The sequence below is a fragment of the Antarctobacter albus genome (assembly GCF_900101505.1).
In the GTDB taxonomy this organism is placed as follows: Bacteria; Pseudomonadota; Alphaproteobacteria; order Rhodobacterales; family Rhodobacteraceae; genus Antarctobacter; species Antarctobacter albus.
In genome coordinates this window covers 24830-42154 of the sequence record NZ_FMZI01000002.1, presented here as the reverse complement: position 1 = coordinate 42154, position 17325 = coordinate 24830, and the positions used below count along the sequence as shown (strand labels likewise).

At 65.6% G+C, this 17325-nt stretch carries 19 protein-coding genes; 5 read left to right on the top strand and 14 right to left on the bottom strand.

Annotated elements, in window-relative coordinates; genetic code table 11:
- Positions 1–2 precede the first annotated feature (2 nt).
- Entirely contained in the window at positions 3–764 is a 762-nt protein-coding gene (locus BLQ71_RS03320; RefSeq protein WP_083342135.1) for a transglycosylase SLT domain-containing protein, read from the bottom strand.
- A gap of 242 nt (positions 765–1006) precedes the next feature.
- On the opposite strand from BLQ71_RS03320, the gene BLQ71_RS03315 reads away from it, so the two are divergent.
- Both BLQ71_RS03315 and gatB read left to right on the top strand, forming a co-directional pair.
- On the top strand, positions 1007–2239 hold the full coding sequence (locus BLQ71_RS03315) for a hypothetical protein (protein WP_088702296.1): 1233 nt from the start codon (positions 1007–1009) through the stop codon (positions 2237–2239).
- Positions 2240–2310: 71 nt separating this feature from the next.
- Positions 2311–3825 carry an Asp-tRNA(Asn)/Glu-tRNA(Gln) amidotransferase subunit GatB gene (gene gatB, locus BLQ71_RS03310; protein WP_074620710.1) on the top strand — a complete coding sequence of 505 codons (1515 nt, stop codon included), beginning with the start codon at positions 2311–2313 and terminating at the stop codon, positions 3823–3825.
- A 360-nt stretch (positions 3826–4185) separates the two neighbouring features.
- Here gatB and BLQ71_RS03305 read toward each other — a convergent pair whose 3' ends face one another.
- Positions 4186–4443 carry a hypothetical protein gene (locus BLQ71_RS03305; RefSeq protein WP_074620709.1) on the bottom strand — a complete coding sequence of 86 codons (258 nt, stop codon included), beginning with the start codon at positions 4441–4443 and terminating at the stop codon, positions 4186–4188.
- Positions 4444–4607: 164 nt separating this feature from the next.
- A complete protein-coding gene (locus BLQ71_RS03300; protein WP_043143241.1) occupies positions 4608–4865 on the bottom strand; it encodes a BolA family protein in 258 nt (85 codons plus the stop codon).
- A gap of 73 nt (positions 4866–4938) precedes the next feature.
- On the opposite strand from BLQ71_RS03300, the gene BLQ71_RS03295 reads away from it, so the two are divergent.
- Positions 4939–5562 (top strand): J domain-containing protein, encoded by a 624-nt coding sequence (locus BLQ71_RS03295; protein WP_043143239.1) that lies wholly within the window; start codon positions 4939–4941, stop codon positions 5560–5562.
- Between the two features lie 126 nt (positions 5563–5688).
- On the top strand, positions 5689–6018 hold the full coding sequence (locus BLQ71_RS03290; protein ID WP_074620708.1) for a hypothetical protein: 330 nt from the start codon (positions 5689–5691) through the stop codon (positions 6016–6018).
- 170 nt (positions 6019–6188) lie between these two features.
- On the opposite strand, the gene msrB is transcribed toward BLQ71_RS03290, so the two are convergent.
- Positions 6189–6653: a peptide-methionine (R)-S-oxide reductase MsrB gene (gene msrB, locus BLQ71_RS03285; protein ID WP_069208549.1), complete on the bottom strand. Its 465-nt coding sequence runs from the start codon at positions 6651–6653 to the stop codon at positions 6189–6191.
- Positions 6654–6774: 121 nt separating this feature from the next.
- Entirely contained in the window at positions 6775–7341 is a 567-nt protein-coding gene (locus BLQ71_RS03280; protein WP_052244553.1) for a fasciclin domain-containing protein, read from the bottom strand.
- Between the two features lie 229 nt (positions 7342–7570).
- Between BLQ71_RS03280 and BLQ71_RS03275 the strand changes: the two genes are divergently transcribed.
- Positions 7571–8944: an L-serine ammonia-lyase gene (locus BLQ71_RS03275; RefSeq protein ID WP_074620707.1), complete on the top strand. Its 1374-nt coding sequence runs from the start codon at positions 7571–7573 to the stop codon at positions 8942–8944.
- Between the two features lie 21 nt (positions 8945–8965).
- Here BLQ71_RS03275 and BLQ71_RS03270 read toward each other — a convergent pair whose 3' ends face one another.
- The 9 genes from BLQ71_RS03270 to BLQ71_RS03235 form a co-directional block, all read right to left on the bottom strand.
- Positions 8966–9526, bottom strand: a complete 561-nt coding sequence (locus BLQ71_RS03270; RefSeq protein ID WP_043143224.1) for a helix-turn-helix domain-containing protein — start codon at positions 9524–9526, stop codon at positions 8966–8968.
- Positions 9527–9715: 189 nt separating this feature from the next.
- Positions 9716–10585, bottom strand: a complete 870-nt coding sequence (locus BLQ71_RS03265) for a substrate-binding domain-containing protein (protein WP_074620706.1) — start codon at positions 10583–10585, stop codon at positions 9716–9718.
- 57 nt (positions 10586–10642) lie between these two features.
- On the bottom strand, positions 10643–11452 hold the full coding sequence (locus BLQ71_RS03260; protein WP_074620705.1) for an ABC transporter substrate-binding protein: 810 nt from the start codon (positions 11450–11452) through the stop codon (positions 10643–10645).
- A gap of 32 nt (positions 11453–11484) precedes the next feature.
- Positions 11485–12243, bottom strand: coding sequence for an ATP-binding cassette domain-containing protein (locus tag BLQ71_RS03255; RefSeq protein WP_083342134.1), 759 nt, complete (start codon positions 12241–12243; stop codon positions 11485–11487).
- Positions 12236–12943 carry an ABC transporter permease gene (locus tag BLQ71_RS03250; RefSeq protein ID WP_069208554.1) on the bottom strand — a complete coding sequence of 236 codons (708 nt, stop codon included), beginning with the start codon at positions 12941–12943 and terminating at the stop codon, positions 12236–12238. The genes BLQ71_RS03255 and BLQ71_RS03250 overlap by 8 nt, the downstream gene beginning before the upstream one ends.
- Before the next feature lie 204 nt (positions 12944–13147).
- Positions 13148–14476: a sigma-54-dependent transcriptional regulator gene (locus BLQ71_RS03245; protein ID WP_069208555.1), complete on the bottom strand. Its 1329-nt coding sequence runs from the start codon at positions 14474–14476 to the stop codon at positions 13148–13150.
- A gap of 27 nt (positions 14477–14503) precedes the next feature.
- A complete protein-coding gene (locus BLQ71_RS26955) occupies positions 14504–14629 on the bottom strand; it encodes a hypothetical protein (RefSeq protein WP_261394718.1) in 126 nt (41 codons plus the stop codon).
- Complete coding sequence (locus BLQ71_RS03240; RefSeq protein WP_074620991.1) at positions 14626–15909, bottom strand: c-type cytochrome; 1284 nt, start codon at positions 15907–15909, stop codon at positions 14626–14628. The genes BLQ71_RS26955 and BLQ71_RS03240 overlap by 4 nt, the downstream gene beginning before the upstream one ends.
- Positions 15909–17162, bottom strand: a complete 1254-nt coding sequence (locus BLQ71_RS03235; RefSeq protein WP_083342133.1) for a formate dehydrogenase subunit gamma — start codon at positions 17160–17162, stop codon at positions 15909–15911. Before BLQ71_RS03235 ends, BLQ71_RS03240 begins: the two co-directional genes overlap by 1 nt.
- Positions 17163–17325: the final 163 nt, after the last annotated feature.

Here is a 17325-nt window from a genome sequence, read left to right as displayed (position 1 = left end):
GCTCAGTCCTCTGTCGGCGCCGGGGCGTCCGCGACGTCCTGGGCGGGGCCCAGCCCCTCGGGGCGCAAGACCGGGCGCAGAGACCGCGCAAGGCCCGTGCAATAGGGCTGCGACCGGGTCCAGGCCATGATGTCCTCGCGCTTGCGGCGGGAATGGAACGGTCCCCAGTCCGCGGCCACGCCCCGCATTCCGCGGCTGATGACCTTGTCGCGCGGCACCGTGACCGCCATGATCCGCAGCGCGCAGGACAGGTTGTCCTCGGGATCCTTCAGCGCCGCGCCACTGCGCGCCTTGCACTTGTAGAAGCGCGCGGTCGGCGGATAGATCTGCACCAGCCCGAACCAGCGCCCGCCCCCGCCCACGGCCCAGGGGCGATGGGTGCTTTCATGCCAGGCAAGGGACGAGATCAAGCCCACCCAGAAGGCCTCTCGCTGGACACGGCCCGCACTGGGATAGGCGGGGCAATAATCGGCGATGTCGCGCGGCACGAGGTCCGGCAGGTGGTTGGCCTGCGCACGCAAACCGCGCAGGGCCGCGATGCTCCAGCTGCGGCTGCCTTCGATATTGTCCCAGCGCGCCTTGGGCACGACGATTTTCTTGCGGGCCTTGGGCCGCAGGGACACCGGCACCGCGAGGCGCGAGATCTCTGCCGCGGGCGGGCTGACCGGCGGATGCAGGGCAACGGCCCCGGCGGGATCGGGATTGGCGAAAGCGGCCTGGCCCGCGAGGGCGAGACCGCAAAGAAGGGCGGCAGCTTTTTTCATTTGTCCTGAAATTTCGCCCGTGACCCCGAACGATGCAAGCGTCGCTGCCGCCGCAGGGCCATGAACCGCCAATGACAAGGCGGAACTCTGCCAATCACCCCAGTCTTGGCGATGCATTGTTCGACCGCCCGCAACATGTTGTCCCCCGCGCGGCATCAAAGCCGGACCTTCGCCGGGAGAAAGACAGCGCAATTCCCGCAAGCCGCCGGATTTTGGCCCCGAATCGCGGGCAGATTGAGGCCATGACGATACGTAACCTGTTTCCCTCGATGCGCTCCGTCAGCGCACGTTTGTCCTCTCGCCCGGCGGTTCCCGTCGGGCCCCCTGTCGCGCCGCCACCGGCCCCCCGGCACGCACCGGTCGACATCCCCATCTGCGACCCCGGCCCGGATGCCCTGGCCTGTGAGACGCTGCGCGCTCGTGGGCAGTTCCTGGCGCGGCAGGACGACTGGGAACAGCTGGCCAAGGAAATCGCCACGGCCGAGGCCGCGCGGCAACAGACGCCGGGCCTGCACTCGGCCGCGTCGATGCTGGCCGAGGGCGCCCGACGCGACATGACAACGGCGATCGCCGAGGCCGTCGCCCGGGGAAGACCGCGCGAGGTGCAGGCCGCCGTCGCGGCGCTGGAACCGCTGCTGGCCGAAATGCCCGCCTGCCCGGTGATCGCCCAGATCATCGCGATGGTCCATGTCGAGACGGCCCGCGCCTGGCGCGCGGCCCCGGACACAGGCCTCCCCGCTGCGGACCGTCAGGCCGCCTTTGCCCGGCACATGGCCGCCGCGACCCGGCTGAACGACCGGTTCGACCCGTTCGAACATCAGTCACCGCTCTGGGCGGTCGTCAGGTGTTCGGTGCTGGAGGCGGACCCGGCACCACAGGACCGTGTGGCCGACGATTTCGAAGACCTCATCGACCTCGACCCCGGCAACCCCTGGCACATGTGGCAGTTCGGCAAGGCCCTGCGTCCGGCGCGTTTCGGCAGTTGGGAACAGCTGGACGCACAGGCGCGGCGCACGGCTGCCCGGACCGGCGATCTCTGGGGCAGCGGCGGCTATGCCTGGATCTACCTTGGCGCGCTCTGTGAAGAGGCGGGCGCCTTTGCCCGGCTGGATGCCGAGCTTTTCGTGGAGGGGCTGCACGATATCCTGACACGCCACCCCACGCAGGACATGGCGAACCGGATGGCCGCCCTGGTCGGGCACACGCTGGGCGGGCCGACCAGGGCGGGCAGCACGCGCCGCCGGGTGGCCGATTGCCTGGGCTGGATCGCCCAGGACCACCTGCGCGAATTGCACCCGCAGGTCTGGGCCGAAGCGCCCGAGCGCCGCCCTGGCGCAAGGCTGGATTGCCGCGCGGCCAAACCGGGCGACGTGCGGGCGCTGGACTGCCTGGCAGAGTTCTATGCCCCCGCGCTGGAGGCCGGTCGCCGGCTGCACTTCGGTCCCGATGGAATGCGGATGATCAAGGGCGACTGACGGGCGGGCCTTGCCCCCTGCCCCGCGCTGTTCTAGACCGCTCGGCAACCCGTTTTCCGATGAGGACCGCCATGCTGGATCTGACCTATGAAGCGCCCAAACCCAAGGTGATCGCCGGGGCCAAGCACGACTGGGAGCTGGTCATCGGGATGGAGGTGCACGCGCAGGTGGCCAGCCAGGCCAAGCTGTTCTCGGGCGCCTCGACGAAATTCGGCGCCGAGCCGAACTCGAACGTGTCATTCGTGGATGCGGCGATGCCCGGCATGCTGCCCGTCATCAACGAATACTGCATCGAGCAGGCAGTGCGTACCGGGCTGGGCCTGAAGGCGGAAATCAACCTTGTCAGCGCCTTCGACCGCAAGAACTATTTTTATCCCGACCTGCCGCAGGGCTACCAGATTTCCCAGCTTTATCATCCGCTTGTGGGTGAAGGTGAGATCATCGTCGACATGGAGCCGGGGATTGCCCGCCGCGTGCGCGTCGAACGTATCCACGTCGAACAGGACGCGGGCAAGTCGATCCACGACATGGATCCGCACATGTCCTTCGTCGACCTCAACCGCACCGGCGTCGCCCTGATGGAGATCGTCTCCCGCCCCGACATCCGTGGCCCCGAAGAGGCCGCCGCCTATATCGCAAAGCTGCGCCAGATCCTGCGCTACCTGGGCACCTGCGACGGGAACATGCAGAACGGCAACCTGCGCGCCGACGTCAACGTCTCGGTCTGCCTGCCCGGACAGTACGAGAAATACCAGGAAACGCAGGACTTTTCGCATCTCGGCACGCGCTGCGAGATCAAGAACATGAACTCCATGCGATTCATCCAGCAGGCCATCGACTACGAGGCCAAGCGCCAGATCGGCATCCTCGAGGCCGGCGGCAAGATCGACCAGGAGACCCGGCTGTACGATCCGGACAAGGGCGAAACACGGTCGATGCGGTCCAAGGAGGAAGCCCATGATTACAGGTACTTCCCCTGCCCCGACCTGATGCCGCTGGAAATCGAACAGGGCTGGGTCGATGACATCGCCGCCAGCCTGCCGGAACTGCCGGACGAGAAGAAGGCGCGCTTCGTCAAGGACTTTGGCCTGTCGGAATACGATGCCAGCGTGCTGACCGCCGAGGTGGTGAACGCCGCCTATTTCGAGGAGGTCGTGACCGCCTCGGGCGACGGCAAGCTTTCGGCCAACTGGGTCATCAACGAGCTGTTCGGTCGCCTCAAGAAGGACGACACGGAGATCACGGACAGCCCGGTGAACCCGAGCCAACTGGCTGCGATTATTAAACTAATCAAGTCCGATGCCATCAGCGGAAAGATCGCCAAGGACCTCTTCGAGATCGTCTATACCGAGGGCGGAGACCCGGAAAAGATCGTCGAAGAACGCGGCATGAAGCAGGTGACGGACACAGGCGCCATCGAGACGGCGGTGGACGAGATCATCGCCGCCAACCCGGCACAGGTGGAAAAGGCCAAGCAGAACCCGAAACTTGCGGGCTGGTTCGTGGGCCAGGTCATGAAGGCCACCGGCGGCAAGGCAAATCCCAAGGCGGTGAACGAGATCGTCAGCGCCAAGCTGGGCCTCTAAGGGGCCTTCCGCCTCCTCGGGGTCTTGTACAAAACGTACGTTTTGTACGGCGTTTCCAGCATTTTGTACAAAACATGCGACGCGGCCCCCAAGGGCCGCGTTTCGTCTGTCTGCGCGCGAGTCCGACCGAAGATTTGACCCGAGCCGTTTCCTGCCCTGACCCAAGGTAAGGAATCCCTGACTGCCGCAGCGTCAGCGCAATTTGTTAACGTTCTGTTACCGGGGGTTGCTAGATCTCCAGAGCGTCAGGATTGATCGGCGCGACACGCAAAAGATTGAAACGGGGGCTTTCATCCGTTTGTTCACAGAAAGTCGGGGCGCGGTCCGCATGGACCACGCCCCTTTTTCTGCCAAAGGGCGTCAGTTGGTACCGCTGGTCGAACTCGTTGAAAAAATCTGGGACAGGACGCCGCTTGCCACGGTGGAACGCGGCGGCTCTGGCACCTGGTTTCCGGACGGAGCGCCCTTGCCCGGCGCGGCGCCGGATACGAAACCGCCAAAGCCAAGGCCCTTGCCTTTGTGCGCCCCCTGTACAACCGGAAACGGATCGTCCGCCTGCACGGCAGTTGCCGCAAGGATGACCGCCGCGACGGTACAGGTGAGTCTGGATAGTGACATAAGTTCGCCTCCTTTGAACCGGGCACGATGCCCGTGCACCTCATGTCCAAAGTTGAGCCGAAACTTACAACATCACCTTAAAGGGGAATCAGAATCCGGTCCAAACCCGCCGGTTGGGCCGGATGCCGACGGTCATTTCCCGCCGACATCCGAGCCCGGCAATGTTACGCCTGCACATCAAGCGACAATGCGTGGATTTCCGCCACAAGGTCCGGCCCCAGGGCCGCGTGAACGGCCCGATGCCGGGCGATGCGGCTTTGGCCCTCGAAGGCGGGCGCGCGCAGCATTACGTGGAAATGGCTTTCCCCGCTGCCATCGTCGCCCGCATGGCCGGCATGGCGCGCGCTGTCGTTGCGCACCTCGATCAGGCTGGGCTCGAAGGCCGCCTCTAGTTTCATCTGGATTTCATCGGCTCGCGACATTTTTCGCAGGACCCCCTGTATCTCGTTCCGCGATAGTCTATGCTCCGGTGTCCGAGTCGAGAAGAGGTGCGAGATGAGCAAACCTGACCCCTTCGGTTTCGACATGTCCGTTAAGTCCGCGAAAAAGAAAAACCCGCGCGGACGGAAGGGCATGACTGGCGCACAGGAGACATCCACGCGCATCTGCGACCATGACGGTTGCGAGGAACCGGGCAAATTCCGCGCGCCCAAGGCGCCTGACGTGCTGGATGATTTTTTCTGGTTCTGCAAGGACCACGTCCGGGAATACAATGCCAAGTGGTCCTTCTTCGACGGCAAGACCGAGGCGGAGATGAACGCCCAGGAATCCTCGGACAAGGTCTGGGAGCGCAAGACCAAGGACTGGCGCGACCCCGAGGCCAAGGCCTGGGCGCGGCTGGGCATCGAGGACCCGCACCAGGTGCTGGGCGACAAGGCCACGCGCAATCCCGGGCGCAAGCAGGGCGGCGGGCGCAAGCTGCCCCCGACCGAGCGCAAGGCGCTGGATATTCTCGAGGCCGAGGATCACATGTCCAAGGCCGAGATCCGCAAGGTCTACAAGTCGCTCATCAAGGTGCTTCACCCGGACATGAACGGCGGCGACCGCAGCCAGGAAGAACAGCTGCAGCAGGTCGTCTGGGCCTGGGATCAGATCAAGGACAGCCGCAGCTTTAAGTAGACAGCGCGGGGCCGGGTAACAGGCCGGACATGTTCACGAATGAATGGCTGGGTCCGGGTATTCCGGACCCATTTTTGTCCCGGTTCCGGTGGTGGGTTCGGTCAAACCGCCAGGAGTTCGATTCGCATGTTTGCCACCCGCCGTTTGACCCTTGCCGTCCTTGCCGCCTGTTCCCTTGCCCTGCCCCTGTCGGCGCAGGAGTTGCCATTGGGGCCGCGGTCGGATTTCGGCAAGGTAGTGCTGACGAACAAGCAGGTCTCCGGCGGCGGCGTGCAGGCGGTGAATTTCGTCGCCGGTTACGTCGAGAACGGCGTGTCGGAGAACACGCGCATCTACTCGGTCAACCCGGACCCGGTCGAGATCAGCTCGGTGGCGGACCTGGATACCCCCGTGACGCTGCGGTTTTCGCTGCAGGGCTTTACCCGAACGATGACACGGGTTTCCACGCTGAATTGAGCGGCCTTGGCCGGACACGTCCGTAAGGTTGCGAAACCCTCTGGACAGACAATCCGACGCGACCTACCGTCAATTTCGGGCCATTTTTCGGCCCGTTCGACCCACCAAAGGAAACGGGCGCGTGGCCCTAGTCCAGCCACACGCCCGTTTTTCTTTGTGTTTCCCGCCCGTCAGGCCGGGCGGAATGTCAGGCTGACACCGTTGATGCAATGGCGCTTGCCCGTGGGCGGCGGCCCATCGTCAAAGATGTGACCCAGGTGCGAACCGCAGCGGCGGCAATGGCATTCCGTCCGGGTCACGAAGAGCTTGCGGTCGGGCTTGGTCTCGATGGCGTTCGGCAGGGCCTGGTAGAACGAGGGCCAGCCGGTGCCGCTGTCGAACTTGGTCTCCGAAGCGTAGAGCGGCAGGTCGCAGCCCTTGCACAGGAACGTGCCTTTCCGCTTTTCGTCGTTCAGCGGCGAGGTAAAGGCGCGTTCGGTGCCCTCTTCGCGCATGACGCGGTATTCCGCGTCGCTCAGCATGGCGCGCCATTCCGCCTTGCTGCGGGTGATCTCAAAATTGCCACCGGCGGCCAGGGCGCTGCGCGTGAAGAACGGCAGCACAGCCCCGGCGGCGATAAAGTTGCGTCGTTTCATCGGGGCCTCCTCTTATCTCGGGGAAAGGATGCGCACCCAGGCCTGCGGGGGCAAGCACAGGGTGCGCACGATTGCGCGAGGCTCGAACTGGGGGTTACTTTACCTCGCGCAACCGATCACATTACTGCTTGGGCAGCAGGACGCGGTCGATGACGTGGATGACGCCGTTCGACTGTTTGACGTCCGCGATGGTGACGGTCGCGGTGCGCCCGTTCTCGTCGGTCAGGGTAATCTCGTCCCCGTCCATCTTGGCCTGCAGGGTGCAGCCGCCCACGGTCGGCACGGGGTGCATGCCGCCGTCATCGGCGATCATCCCGGCAATGGCGTCGGACATGGCATTGGCCGCCACGACGTGACAGGTCAGGATCGTGGTCAGCTGATCCTTGGCCTCGGGCTGCAGCAGCGCGTTCAGGCTCTCGGGCTTGATCATGCCGAATGCATCGTCGGTCGGGGCGAAGACGGTGAAGGGACCTTCACTGGACAGGGTGTCGACGAGGCCGGCAGCCTTGACCGCGGTCACGAGGGTTTCGTGGTCGGCCGAGTTCACGGCGTTTTCGACAATGGTCTTGTCCGGGAACATCGCGGCGCCACCGACCATCGGGTTGCCGGTGTCGGAATGGCTGGCCGCGAAGGCGGCGCCGGACACGGTCACGAGGGCAACGGCTGCGAAAGTCTTGAGGGGTTTCATTTGGTGGTCCTTCCTGTTTGTCTGTCGGTTCAGGCTGCACCTCTTTGGTGCGGCTGACCGGAGTCACGCGACAGGCCGTCGAAAGTTTCGCCCCGGACAGTCACAAGCCGTTCACGGAGTCGTGAGCGCCCAAGGGTCAAGCGCGCCTTTGGCAGACGTCATGTCGTTTTCGGCGTCGGCATCGCGCGGGCGCTGCGCTACATGAGGCACAAGAATAAAGGGAGCGCAGATGTTTCTTTCGGTCTTCGAGATGTTCAAGGTGGGGATCGGCCCGTCGTCCTCGCACACGATGGGCCCGATGGTCGCGGCGGCCCGCTTTCTGGACAAGCTGCGTGCGGCGCCCTTTGCGGTGCACGGGCTGCGCGCCTCGCTGCATGGCTCGCTGGCCTTTACCGGCGTCGGCCATGCCACCGACCGCGCCACGGTGCTGGGGCTGGCCGGTTTCGTGCCGGAAACCTACGACCACGAAAAGGCCGAGGCGGCGCTGGCCGAGATCGCGAAGACCCACAGAGTCACACCCGACGGCTTGCCCGCGCTGCAGTTCGACCCGTCCAAGGACCTTGTCTTCGACTACGACGAGACGCTGCCTGGCCATGCCAACGGGATGATCCTGCGTGCCACGGATGCGCAGGGCGACGTGATCCTGCAAGAGGTCTATTACTCGGTCGGCGGCGGTTTTGTCCTGACAGAGGCGGAACTGGCCGCCGGCAAGGACACGGATGAGGGCGCCCCCGTCCCCCACCCCTTCAAGAGTGCCGCGGAAATGCTTGAGATGGCAAAGAAATCCGGGCGCAGCATCGCTGATATGAAACGCGCAAACGAGGTGTCGCGCGGCTGTGCCGACAGCCTGGAAAAGGGCGTGGCACGGATCTGGCAGGTGATGGAGGATTGCATCGACCGGGGCCTGACCTCGGACGGGGTGCTGCCCGGCGGGCTGAACGTGAAACGCCGCGCCAAGAACATCCACGACCAGTTGCAGGCCGAGCGGGGCATGAACCAAAGCGCCCCGCACACGATCAACGACTGGATGAGCGTCTACGCGATGGCGGTGAACGAAGAAAACGCCGCCGGGGGCCAGGTGGTCACGGCCCCCACCAATGGCGCGGCCGGTGTCGTTCCCGCGGTGATCCGCTACTGGCTGGACCATGTGCCCGGGGCAACGCGCGCCCGCATCCCCGAATTCCTGCTGACGGCGGCGGCGATCGGCGGGCTTGTGAAATACAATGCCTCGATCTCGGGCGCCGAGGCCGGCTGCCAGGCAGAGGTCGGCAGCGCCAGCGCTATGGCGGCGGCAGGTCTGTGCGCGGTCATGGGCGGGACGCCGGAGCAGGTTGAAAACGCAGCGGAAATCGCGCTGGAGCATCACCTTGGCATGACCTGCGACCCGGTCAAGGGGCTGGTCCAGGTGCCCTGTATCGAACGCAACGGATTGGGCGCGATCAAAGCGGTTTCGGCGGCCTCGCTTTCCCTGCGGGGCGATGGCACGCACCTGGTGCCGCTTGATGCCTGCATCGAGACCATGCGCCAGACCGGCCACGACATGAGCGAAAAGTACAAGGAAACCTCGCTGGGCGGGCTGGCCGTCAACGTGCCGAATTGCTGACCCGGAAAAGGGGCGTCACGCTCAGCTGGTGACACTCACCAGCATGAATTTCGCCCCCTGCCCGCGATCCGTGACCAGCCGCACCTCGCCGTGTTCGCGATAGCGCAGCGAGTCCCCCGCGCCGAGGTTATAGCCCGATCCGTCCAGGCTGACGTGCAGATAACCGCTCAGCAGCACGATATGATGCTCCTGCCCGACGACCTCGGGCGACTCCTGCACCATCTCGGAATTGGGCGTCATCTTGCATTCCACGACCTCGCCCGCCAGGGCCGATGCCGCCGGAGAGACGAAGCGTTTGGCCAGCCCGGTCTCGCCGTCGCGCCAGACGGCCTGTTCCTCGCGCGTGACATGGGCGGAGAACCCGTCCTCGATCATGGCAAAGAGGCGGGACAGGGACATTTCATGCGCCGCCGCCAGGCGCGAAAGGACATCCGCCGACGGACTGACCTCGGCATTCTCGAGCCGCGACAGCGCCGCGCGGCTGACACCGCTGGCAGCGGCGAGTTGATCCAGCGTCCAGCCACGGGCAGCCCGTAGCGCCGACAGGCGCCCGGCGAGGCGGACCGTCAGATCGCTCTTCATTTCTATCCCCCCGGGAAACTATCCCGTATCTCGAATTAGATACAGATTCCCGCTGAAACGCAAGAATTGCAGGGCTGCGGGCCCGTTAGAAATTGGCATATATCTGACCGAGACGCCCTGCCCCGCAGACGCCCATTGCGGAATTTCCAGTGTTTCCAGAGACCAATCCGGCAAAGCTCAGGCAGAGTGTCAGGCGTTCCAGCGGATCTTGCCAAGCTCCGCGATGTCATAGCCGCCCAACCGGGCAGCCTGTTCGCGCAGGGCATCACCGGTGCAGAAGTTCAGAAGCGCCTGGACCGGTGCCTCGAAATACTGCCGCCGGTCGATCAGCAGGTCAAAGAACTCTTCGATGAGGGGCAGGAATTGCAGGCCGAAATCGCGGGCCAGCGTCTCCAGCCCGAAGGTCGCGTCGGCTTCGCCCCGGGCCACGGCCTGCACGGCCTCGGTCTCGGTCCGGGACACCGGCGCAAGATCAAGCGCCGCGTGGTCCAGCCCGGCCTCTTCTGCCAGGTCTCCGAACAGCTTGGCCGTGCCCGAGAGCGGCTGGCGTGGCGCAAAACGGCGTCCGGCGAGATCCTCCAGCCCGGTGATACCCGTCTCGTCCGGGCGCACCACCAGCCCGCGACGGCGGCGGGCAAACCCCACCAACACGGCATCGCGAGTCTTGTCGACGCTGGGCACGTTCCAGTCGCTGGTCTCGGAATGATAGACATGCAGCCCGCAGGCCACGCCTTCGCGGGCCTTGAACCTGTCCAGCCCATCAAGAGACCCGTCGAAATAGGTGGCAAGGCCGCAGCGGCTTTCGCGGACGGCCCAGTCCAGCAGTGGATCGTGGCTACCCAACAGGATCGGCGGGCGGGCCTCGGTCTCTTGCGGGCCGGTGGTATGCGAGGCGATCCAGGCATAGACGTCGCGCGCGGGAAACAGCAGCTTGCCGGTGGCGCGCGAACAGGGAACCCCGCCTGAGGCGGCGAGGTCGTAGATCTTGCGTTCTTTCAGTCGCAGCAGCTCTGCCAGCTCTGCAACAGTAAAATATTCAGGCGTATTGACGCTGGACATCGGGCCTCCTGGCCCAAAGACCTAGTGTATGCGGGCCGCCTGGCGAATTGTCCTAGATCAATCCGGGGCGTTCGGGAAGAAGAGTTGTTGCCCGTCGACCTCATAATCGGCGATGGCGGCCTGGCCGTCATCCGACAGCAACCAGTCGGCAAAGGCCTGCGCGCCTTCGATGTTCACGGACGGGCATTTCTCGGCGGAAACCGGGATGACGCCGTACTGGTTGAACAGGTCCGCATCGCCTTCGACCAGGATCTTGTAATCCTGCTTGTTCTTGAAGCTGATCCAGGTGGCGCGGTCGGTCATGACATAGGCCCCCATGCCGATGCCCGCGTTCAGCGTCGCGCCCATGCCCGAGCCGGTTTCACGATACCAGTCGCCCGAGGCATTGGCCGGATCGACCGAGGTGGCGCCCCAGAGAGAAACCTCTTTCTTGTGGGTGCCGGAATCATCGCCGCGCGAGGCGAACAGCGCCTGCGCCGCGGCGATCTTTTCCAGCGCCGGCTGGACATCGTCCATGCCGGCCACGGCGGCCGGATCTGCCGCGGGGCCGACGATGACAAAATCGTTGTACATCAGGTCGGTACGCGACGCACCGAACCCATCGGCGACGAATTTCTCTTCCGCCGGCTTGGCATGGACCAACAGCACGTCACCGTCGCAGTTGCGGGCGTTGCGGATCGCCTGGCCAGTCCCCACGGCCACCACGTTGACCTGGATGCCCGTCGCCTTGGCAAAGATCGGCAGCAGGTGATCGTAGAGCCCCGAGTTCGCGGTCGAGGTGGTCGACTGCACAAGGATGTCATCGGCCAGCGCCGCAGAGGGCAGCGACACGGCGCAGAGCAGCGCCGCAAGATGAAGCGGTTTCATGGAATATCTCCTCCGTAGGGTATTGAGTGAGGTCAGAGCACGAGGCCGCCCGAGACATGGGCCCGGGCCGCCGGCGTTCGGGGGCCTGCGAAAAAGCGGTCGGCGGCGGCCTGTTCGGCCACCCGCCCGCCATGCAGAAAGACGATCTCATCGGCCAGCCGGCGGGCCTGTCCGATGTCATGAGTCACGAGAATCACGCGGGTGCCGTTGCGCACGGCCTTCAGCACGATCTCCTCGATTCGGTTGACGGAGGCCGGGTCGAGGCTGGCGGTGGGTTCGTCCAGGAACAGAACCTCGGGCTCCGTTGCCAGCGCACGGGCCAGCGCCAGGCGCTGCGCCTCGCCACCGGACAGCAGGCGCGCGGGCTGTCGCGCCTTGTCGCCCAGGCCGACGTGATCCAGCAGGGCATGGCGGCGGGCACGCGGCAGGTTGCGCGACTTCAGCACGAAATCGACGTTCGCGGCGACCGACCGGCGCAGCAGAACGGGTTTCTGGAACACCAGCGCCTGTCGCGAGGTGACCTGCCCGGGCGCGGCGCCATTCCAGTCGACCTCTCCCGCGTCGGGTTCAAGAAGACCATGCAAAACCTTGAGGAGCTGCGTTTTTCCCGCCCCGTTCGGCCCCAGAAGGACGGTGCAGCCCGCCGGTCCCAGGTCCAGGTCCAGGCTGTTCAGGATACGGCGCCCGCCCAGGGTCAGGCACAGGCCCCGCACCCGCAGGGGAAGCAGGTTGGAGGCCGGGACAGCGCCCGCTGTCAGGGCCTCGGGTCCGTGGATGATGGCTTCACGCATAGGCTTGTCTCACGGCGGTCAGGCGCAGGCTGTGGACCAGGGCGTTGACCCCCAGTGCGAGGATCATCAGCACGATGCCCAGCCCCAGGGCCAGCGGCAGGTCCCCCTTGGAGGTCTCCAGCGCGATGGCGGTTGTCATGACACGGGTCATGTGGTCGATGTTGCCACCGACGATCATGACGGCTCCCACCTCGGCCACGGCGCGACCAAAGCCGGCCAGCGCCACGGTCAGCAGCGCGTAACGCGCATCCCAGAGCAGCGCCTGCACGGTCTGGCGGGTGTTCAGGCAGAGAGAGCGGAAGTGGTCGGCATATTCCGCATGCATGTCCTCGATCACCTGGCGCGACAGCGCGGCCACGATGGGGGCGATCAGGATGGTCTGGGCAATGATCATGGCGGCGGGCGTATAGAGCAGCCCCAGGAACCCCAGCGGCCCGGCCCGCGACAGGTGCAGGTAGACGATCAGCCCCACGACCACGGGCGGCAGGCCCATCAGCGCGTTCATCACCACCAGGACCGCCCCCCGCCCCGGAAAGCGGTTGGTGGCGACCAGCGCGCCGATCGGCAGGCCGATGGCACAGGCGGCGACCGTGGCGGTCAGGCTGACACGCAGCGACAGGCCGACGATCTCGACCAGGTCGCCATCGCCCGAGAGGACAAGCGTCATCGCGACGGCGAGGGCCTCTCCCATGTCCTGCATGTCATCTCCTGCAAAATTTCCGGGGTGCACGCCCCGTTCTGTTCAGAAGGTATGAAAAGACAAGCCCCACCCGCAAGGAGAAAAGCGAGACATATTGGCCATAGCCCCAAGAAAACAAGGGGGCTGGCAGGTCAGATTGACCCGCCAGCCCGGATGTAAATTATGCTAAATTTTGCAACCATCAGAGGGCGTGTTCCCGAGGGTTCACTCGCCCCAGGTTGCGACCTTGCGATCCACGGTCTTGCGCGAAACGCCCAGCCGCCTTGCGGCTTCGGCCCGGTTGCCGCCGGACAGTTCCAGGACATGCATGATGTGCCGCTGCATCACCAGATCGAGGTTCTCGATGGCCTGCACGCCGGTGACAGACCCGCTGCCGGCGAAATCCTCGGGAAAACTGCCCAGGATGACCGAGCGTTCCACGAGGTTGCGCAGTTCACGCACGTTGCCGGGCCAGGGATAGCGGCTGAGTTTCAAGAGCGTCTCGTCGTCCAGTTTCAGTTCCGGCAGGCCAAGCGCGCGGGAGAAATGCTGGATGAACAGCGCGGCAAGCTCGACGATGTCCTCGGATCGGTCGCTCAAGGGCGGCATCTCGATCCGCAGCACGTTGATGCGGTGATAGAGGTCCGCGCGGAACCGCCCGTCGTCAACCGCCTTGTCGAGATCGGTATTGGTGGCAAAGGTCAGGCGCAGATCCAGCGGGATCTCGCGTTCGGCGCGCAGGGGGCGGATGCGCTGATCCTCGATCACCCGCAACAGGGCCGCCTGCAGGGTTTCCGACATCTGTGCGACCTCGTCGAGGAACAGGGTGCCGCCATCCGCCAGCAGGAAGAGCCCCGGGCGCAGGCGGTCCCCCTCGACCTCGCCAAACAGTTCGGCCGCGATGCGGTCCGGCGCGATGGCGGCGCAGTTCACCGCCACGAAGGGCCGTTCCGCCCGGCCGCCCATCTGGTGCAGCGTGCGCGCGGCCAGTTCCTTGCCCGTGCCGGTCGCGCCGGTGAACAGCACCGGCGTTGGCAGCGGCGCCAGCTTTTCCAGCATGGCGCGCACCGCCTGCATCGGCGCCGAGCGGCCCAGCAGGCGGGTTTCCCCCTCGGCCTGAAGGGCATGGCGCAACAGCCGGTTGTCACGGCGCAGCGCGCCGCGATCCAGCGTCCGCGCCACAGCGCCGATCAACTGGTTGGCCCGAAAAGGTTTCAGGACGAAATCGCTGACCCCGGCGCGCAGCGCGGCGATGGCGGTTTCGAGGTCGGCATAGGCGGTGATCAGCACGGTTTCGGCATAAAGCCCCTTGCGCCGCTGTTCCCTGACCCAGTCAATGCCCGACCCGCCGGGCATCTTGTTGTCGACCACGATGACGTCGAACTGCGCCTCGTCCAGCCGCTCTGTCGCCTCGCGCGCCGATCCCGCCTCGGCCACGGTCTTGACCCGGGGGCCCAGCGTCTTGGCCAGGAAGTTGCGCATGCCCGGTTCGTCGTCGACGACCAGCACCGAGGCACCGCTGAGGGCCTGTCCATAATCATCCAGTGGGCTCATGGCTGACAGTCTAACCCGCCCGCCGGATCAGTCGAGCCGCACGTTGACGCCGGTCTGCTTGTCGGCGCTCGAGAATTTCATCTCGTTCAGCCCGTACCAGGCGCCGACGGCCAGCAGGATCATCGCGGCGAACCCCGAGAGCATGGCTTTCATTTGCTGTTTCCTTCACTTGCGGATTTGAGAAAGGCGATCAGGTCGGCCCGGTCCGAGCCTTTGGCGATCACCTGCATGGGCATCTTGGAGCCGGGAATGTAGTGGTCCGGGCCTTCGTCGAACAGGGCGTCTATGGTCTCTTCCGTCCATGCGAAGCCGGCTTCTGTCAGCGTGTCGGAATAGCTGTAGCCCGGCAATGTCCCGGCCTGGCGGCCAAAGACGCCATGCAGCGACGGCCCCGCCTTGCGCGACGGCCCCGGGGTCAGTGCGTGGCAGATCGAGCATTTGCGCATGAATTGCCGTTCGCCGTTGGACATGGTTTCGGGGTCGCGCAGAAAGCTGCGCTGGCCCGAGCCTTCGGGCGCGTCGAGTTCGTCCAGCAGGGCCACGGGCCAGGCATAGACGACGTCGTCCAGCCCCCCCGCGTAGATCACCTGCCCGTCCGGGGCAAAGGCCAGCGCCCAGACCGGCCCATGCCGCATGGCGCGGAAATCGCGGGTGATGCGCCATTGCTCCGTGTCGACCATCATGATGTAGCCATGCCCGTCCCCGACCGCCAGTTGCGCCGTTTCGGCGTGCCAGGAGAGGGCGAGGATCGGGCGGCGGTCGAGCGTGAAATCGGCGATCTGCTCGCCAGTCGCGGCGTCGATCACGCGGGTGCCGCCGTCCACGGCACCATAGGCGATCCAGCCGGGGCCAATGACCAGCCGGTTGATGCCAAAACCATGTTCGACCAGCGGCAGGGGCGATCCGCCCGTGTCGAGGTTATATTGCAGCAGCACACCCTTGGAGGTCGCCGCATAGAGGAAACGCCCATCCAGCGAATGCGCCACGGCGTTCACGCCCGCGCCGGGATAGGGCAGTTCGCCCGCCCTGCCCGCCTCTGTCAGTGGCCAGAGCCTGATACTGCCGTCCCAGCTGCCACTGGCGGCATGGTTGCCGTCCGGCGCGACGGAAAGCGACGTCACCTTGCCCTTGTGTTTGCCCAGCAGGCGGTCGACCGGGCGCCATTGGCGCACCGCGAAATCGTCGCTGCCAGAGACCAGTGCGCCCCCCGCCCCCCAAGTCAGCGCTGTAACCGCGGCCGTGTGCCCTTCCAGCCAGGTGGGTGCGCGCCCCGACCACAGCCCGACCGAGTTGTCGAAGCTGGCGCTTGTCACCTCACCGCCAGGCGAGATCGCCAGGGCCATGACGGGGCCGCCATGCCCCTTGAGCGTGGTGAATTCCTCCGCGCCCGCGGGCAGGGCCGCGAGCGCGAGGGCGAGCAGCGCGGCCCGCATCATTCCGCCGGGGTGGCCCCGGACTCCGGGGTCTTGCCGTCCTTCGCCTGGCGCGCCTTGACCTCATCGAGCCAGAGCGAGTGGTGTTGATGCGCCCAGGCCTCGTCGACCTCGCCCGAGCCCATCGCGTCAAAGGCGCCCTTCATTCCGATGGAGCCGATGTAGATATGCGCGATGATGATCGCCATCAGGACAAAGGCCACGATCGCGTGCCAGAGCTGTGCCAGCTGCATTTCTTCCTGCGGGGCCAGGTCGGTCGGCAGGGCGCCATAGCCCAACCACTGGGGGATGCCGGTCTGGTTGACGATGCCAAAGGTCTTGGCAAAGAGCGGCAATTCGAACGGAAAGAGCAGCGAGAGGCCCGACAGAGAGATCGAGGCGCCCAGCAGGATCACCGACCAGAAGATGATCTTCTGCCCGCCGTTGAACTTCTTGGCCGGCGGGTGGTTCTTGCCGATGATGCCGCCTGCCTGGGCGAACCATGTGATGTCGGTGCGGTCGGGGATGTTGTGCCAGACCCACATGACAAAGACCATGACCAGCCCCAGCATGAAGGGCCAGGCCAGGTTGTTGTGCACGAATTTCGACGCGATCAGCAGCTGCGAGTTCAGCTCGGGGCCAAAGGTCGGCAGGATGAAGAAGCGCCCGAATAGCGTCAGCAGGCCGGACAGGCCCAAGAGGACGAAGGACCCCGCCAGCAGCCAGTGCGCAAAACGCTCGATCGCCTGGAACCGGGTCACGGTGCGCCCGGTCATCGGCTCGTCGATGCCGATCCGGCCGCGCAACAGGTAGAAGACGGCCAGCGCGGCGATGGTGCCGATCAGCAGCCAGCCGCCATAGGTGGCCAGCGGCCCCTTGCGGAATTCGTACCAGGCCATGCCGCCATCCTGCACCAACACCTTGGCCACGTCCCCGCCGGCGGAGACGTTCACATCCGCCGCGTCATAGCGCAGCGCGCGCCACAGGTCGGGGTCCGAGGCGCCGCCAAGCGGGGCCAGCGCCAGCGGTGCATCCGGATCGGCGCCCGGCTGGCCGAACTCGCGCCGAAAGCTGAGATCGACCTCTTCGCCCCGTTGCCGGGCCAGGATGTCCTCCAGCGTCTGGGCGCCGCCGGTGGCCTTGCGCGCCTCGGCCAGGGCCGCCGGGTCGGTGCCCGTCTCTGCCGGCGCGGGCGGCCGGAAAATGAAGGTCAGCACGGCAAGGCCGGCCACCAATAGAATGAACCATCCGAAACCGCTGGAGCGTTGTGACATGACTGTCCCCGTCGAAAAGACACGCCGTGGACGCGGCAGCCGAGTTGGCGGTGCCGGAGGCCCGAGGCGTCATATTCTGCCATTGGCCAGAGGCCCGTGGATCACGGGCCCCTGCCAGAGATGGAATGACAGGGCGGGACAGGGCCCCGCCCAAAAGGAGGCG

What these genes read in the sequence shown, in the direction of transcription:
- BLQ71_RS03290 (WP_074620708.1), top strand. Translation starts at nt 5,689, where the DNA reads ATGTTTGCCACCCGCCGTTTGACCCTTGCCGTCCTTGCCGCCTGTTCC.
- BLQ71_RS03265 (WP_074620706.1), bottom strand. Translation starts at nt 10,585, where the DNA reads ATGTCCAGCGTCAATACGCCTGAATATTTTACTGTTGCAGAGCTGGCA.
- BLQ71_RS03235 (WP_083342133.1), bottom strand. Translation starts at nt 17,162, where the DNA reads ATGTCACAACGCTCCAGCGGTTTCGGATGGTTCATTCTATTGGTGGCC.
- BLQ71_RS03295 (WP_043143239.1), top strand. Translation starts at nt 4,939, where the DNA reads ATGAGCAAACCTGACCCCTTCGGTTTCGACATGTCCGTTAAGTCCGCG.
- BLQ71_RS03240 (WP_074620991.1), bottom strand. Translation starts at nt 15,909, where the DNA reads ATGCGGGCCGCGCTGCTCGCCCTCGCGCTCGCGGCCCTGCCCGCGGGC.
- gatB (WP_074620710.1), top strand. Translation starts at nt 2,311, where the DNA reads ATGCTGGATCTGACCTATGAAGCGCCCAAACCCAAGGTGATCGCCGGG.
- BLQ71_RS03300 (WP_043143241.1), bottom strand. Translation starts at nt 4,865, where the DNA reads ATGTCGCGAGCCGATGAAATCCAGATGAAACTAGAGGCGGCCTTCGAG.
- BLQ71_RS03275 (WP_074620707.1), top strand. Translation starts at nt 7,571, where the DNA reads ATGTTTCTTTCGGTCTTCGAGATGTTCAAGGTGGGGATCGGCCCGTCG.
- BLQ71_RS26955 (WP_261394718.1), bottom strand. Translation starts at nt 14,629, where the DNA reads ATGAAAGCCATGCTCTCGGGGTTCGCCGCGATGATCCTGCTGGCCGTC.
- BLQ71_RS03250 (WP_069208554.1), bottom strand. Translation starts at nt 12,943, where the DNA reads ATGCAGGACATGGGAGAGGCCCTCGCCGTCGCGATGACGCTTGTCCTC.
- BLQ71_RS03270 (WP_043143224.1), bottom strand. Translation starts at nt 9,526, where the DNA reads ATGAAGAGCGATCTGACGGTCCGCCTCGCCGGGCGCCTGTCGGCGCTA.
- BLQ71_RS03280 (WP_052244553.1), bottom strand. Translation starts at nt 7,341, where the DNA reads ATGAAACCCCTCAAGACTTTCGCAGCCGTTGCCCTCGTGACCGTGTCC.
- BLQ71_RS03315 (WP_088702296.1), top strand. Translation starts at nt 1,007, where the DNA reads ATGACGATACGTAACCTGTTTCCCTCGATGCGCTCCGTCAGCGCACGT.
- BLQ71_RS03305 (WP_074620709.1), bottom strand. Translation starts at nt 4,443, where the DNA reads ATGTCACTATCCAGACTCACCTGTACCGTCGCGGCGGTCATCCTTGCG.
- msrB (WP_069208549.1), bottom strand. Translation starts at nt 6,653, where the DNA reads ATGAAACGACGCAACTTTATCGCCGCCGGGGCTGTGCTGCCGTTCTTC.
- BLQ71_RS03245 (WP_069208555.1), bottom strand. Translation starts at nt 14,476, where the DNA reads ATGAGCCCACTGGATGATTATGGACAGGCCCTCAGCGGTGCCTCGGTG.
- BLQ71_RS03320 (WP_083342135.1), bottom strand. Translation starts at nt 764, where the DNA reads ATGAAAAAAGCTGCCGCCCTTCTTTGCGGTCTCGCCCTCGCGGGCCAG.
- BLQ71_RS03260 (WP_074620705.1), bottom strand. Translation starts at nt 11,452, where the DNA reads ATGAAACCGCTTCATCTTGCGGCGCTGCTCTGCGCCGTGTCGCTGCCC.
- BLQ71_RS03255 (WP_083342134.1), bottom strand. Translation starts at nt 12,243, where the DNA reads ATGCGTGAAGCCATCATCCACGGACCCGAGGCCCTGACAGCGGGCGCT.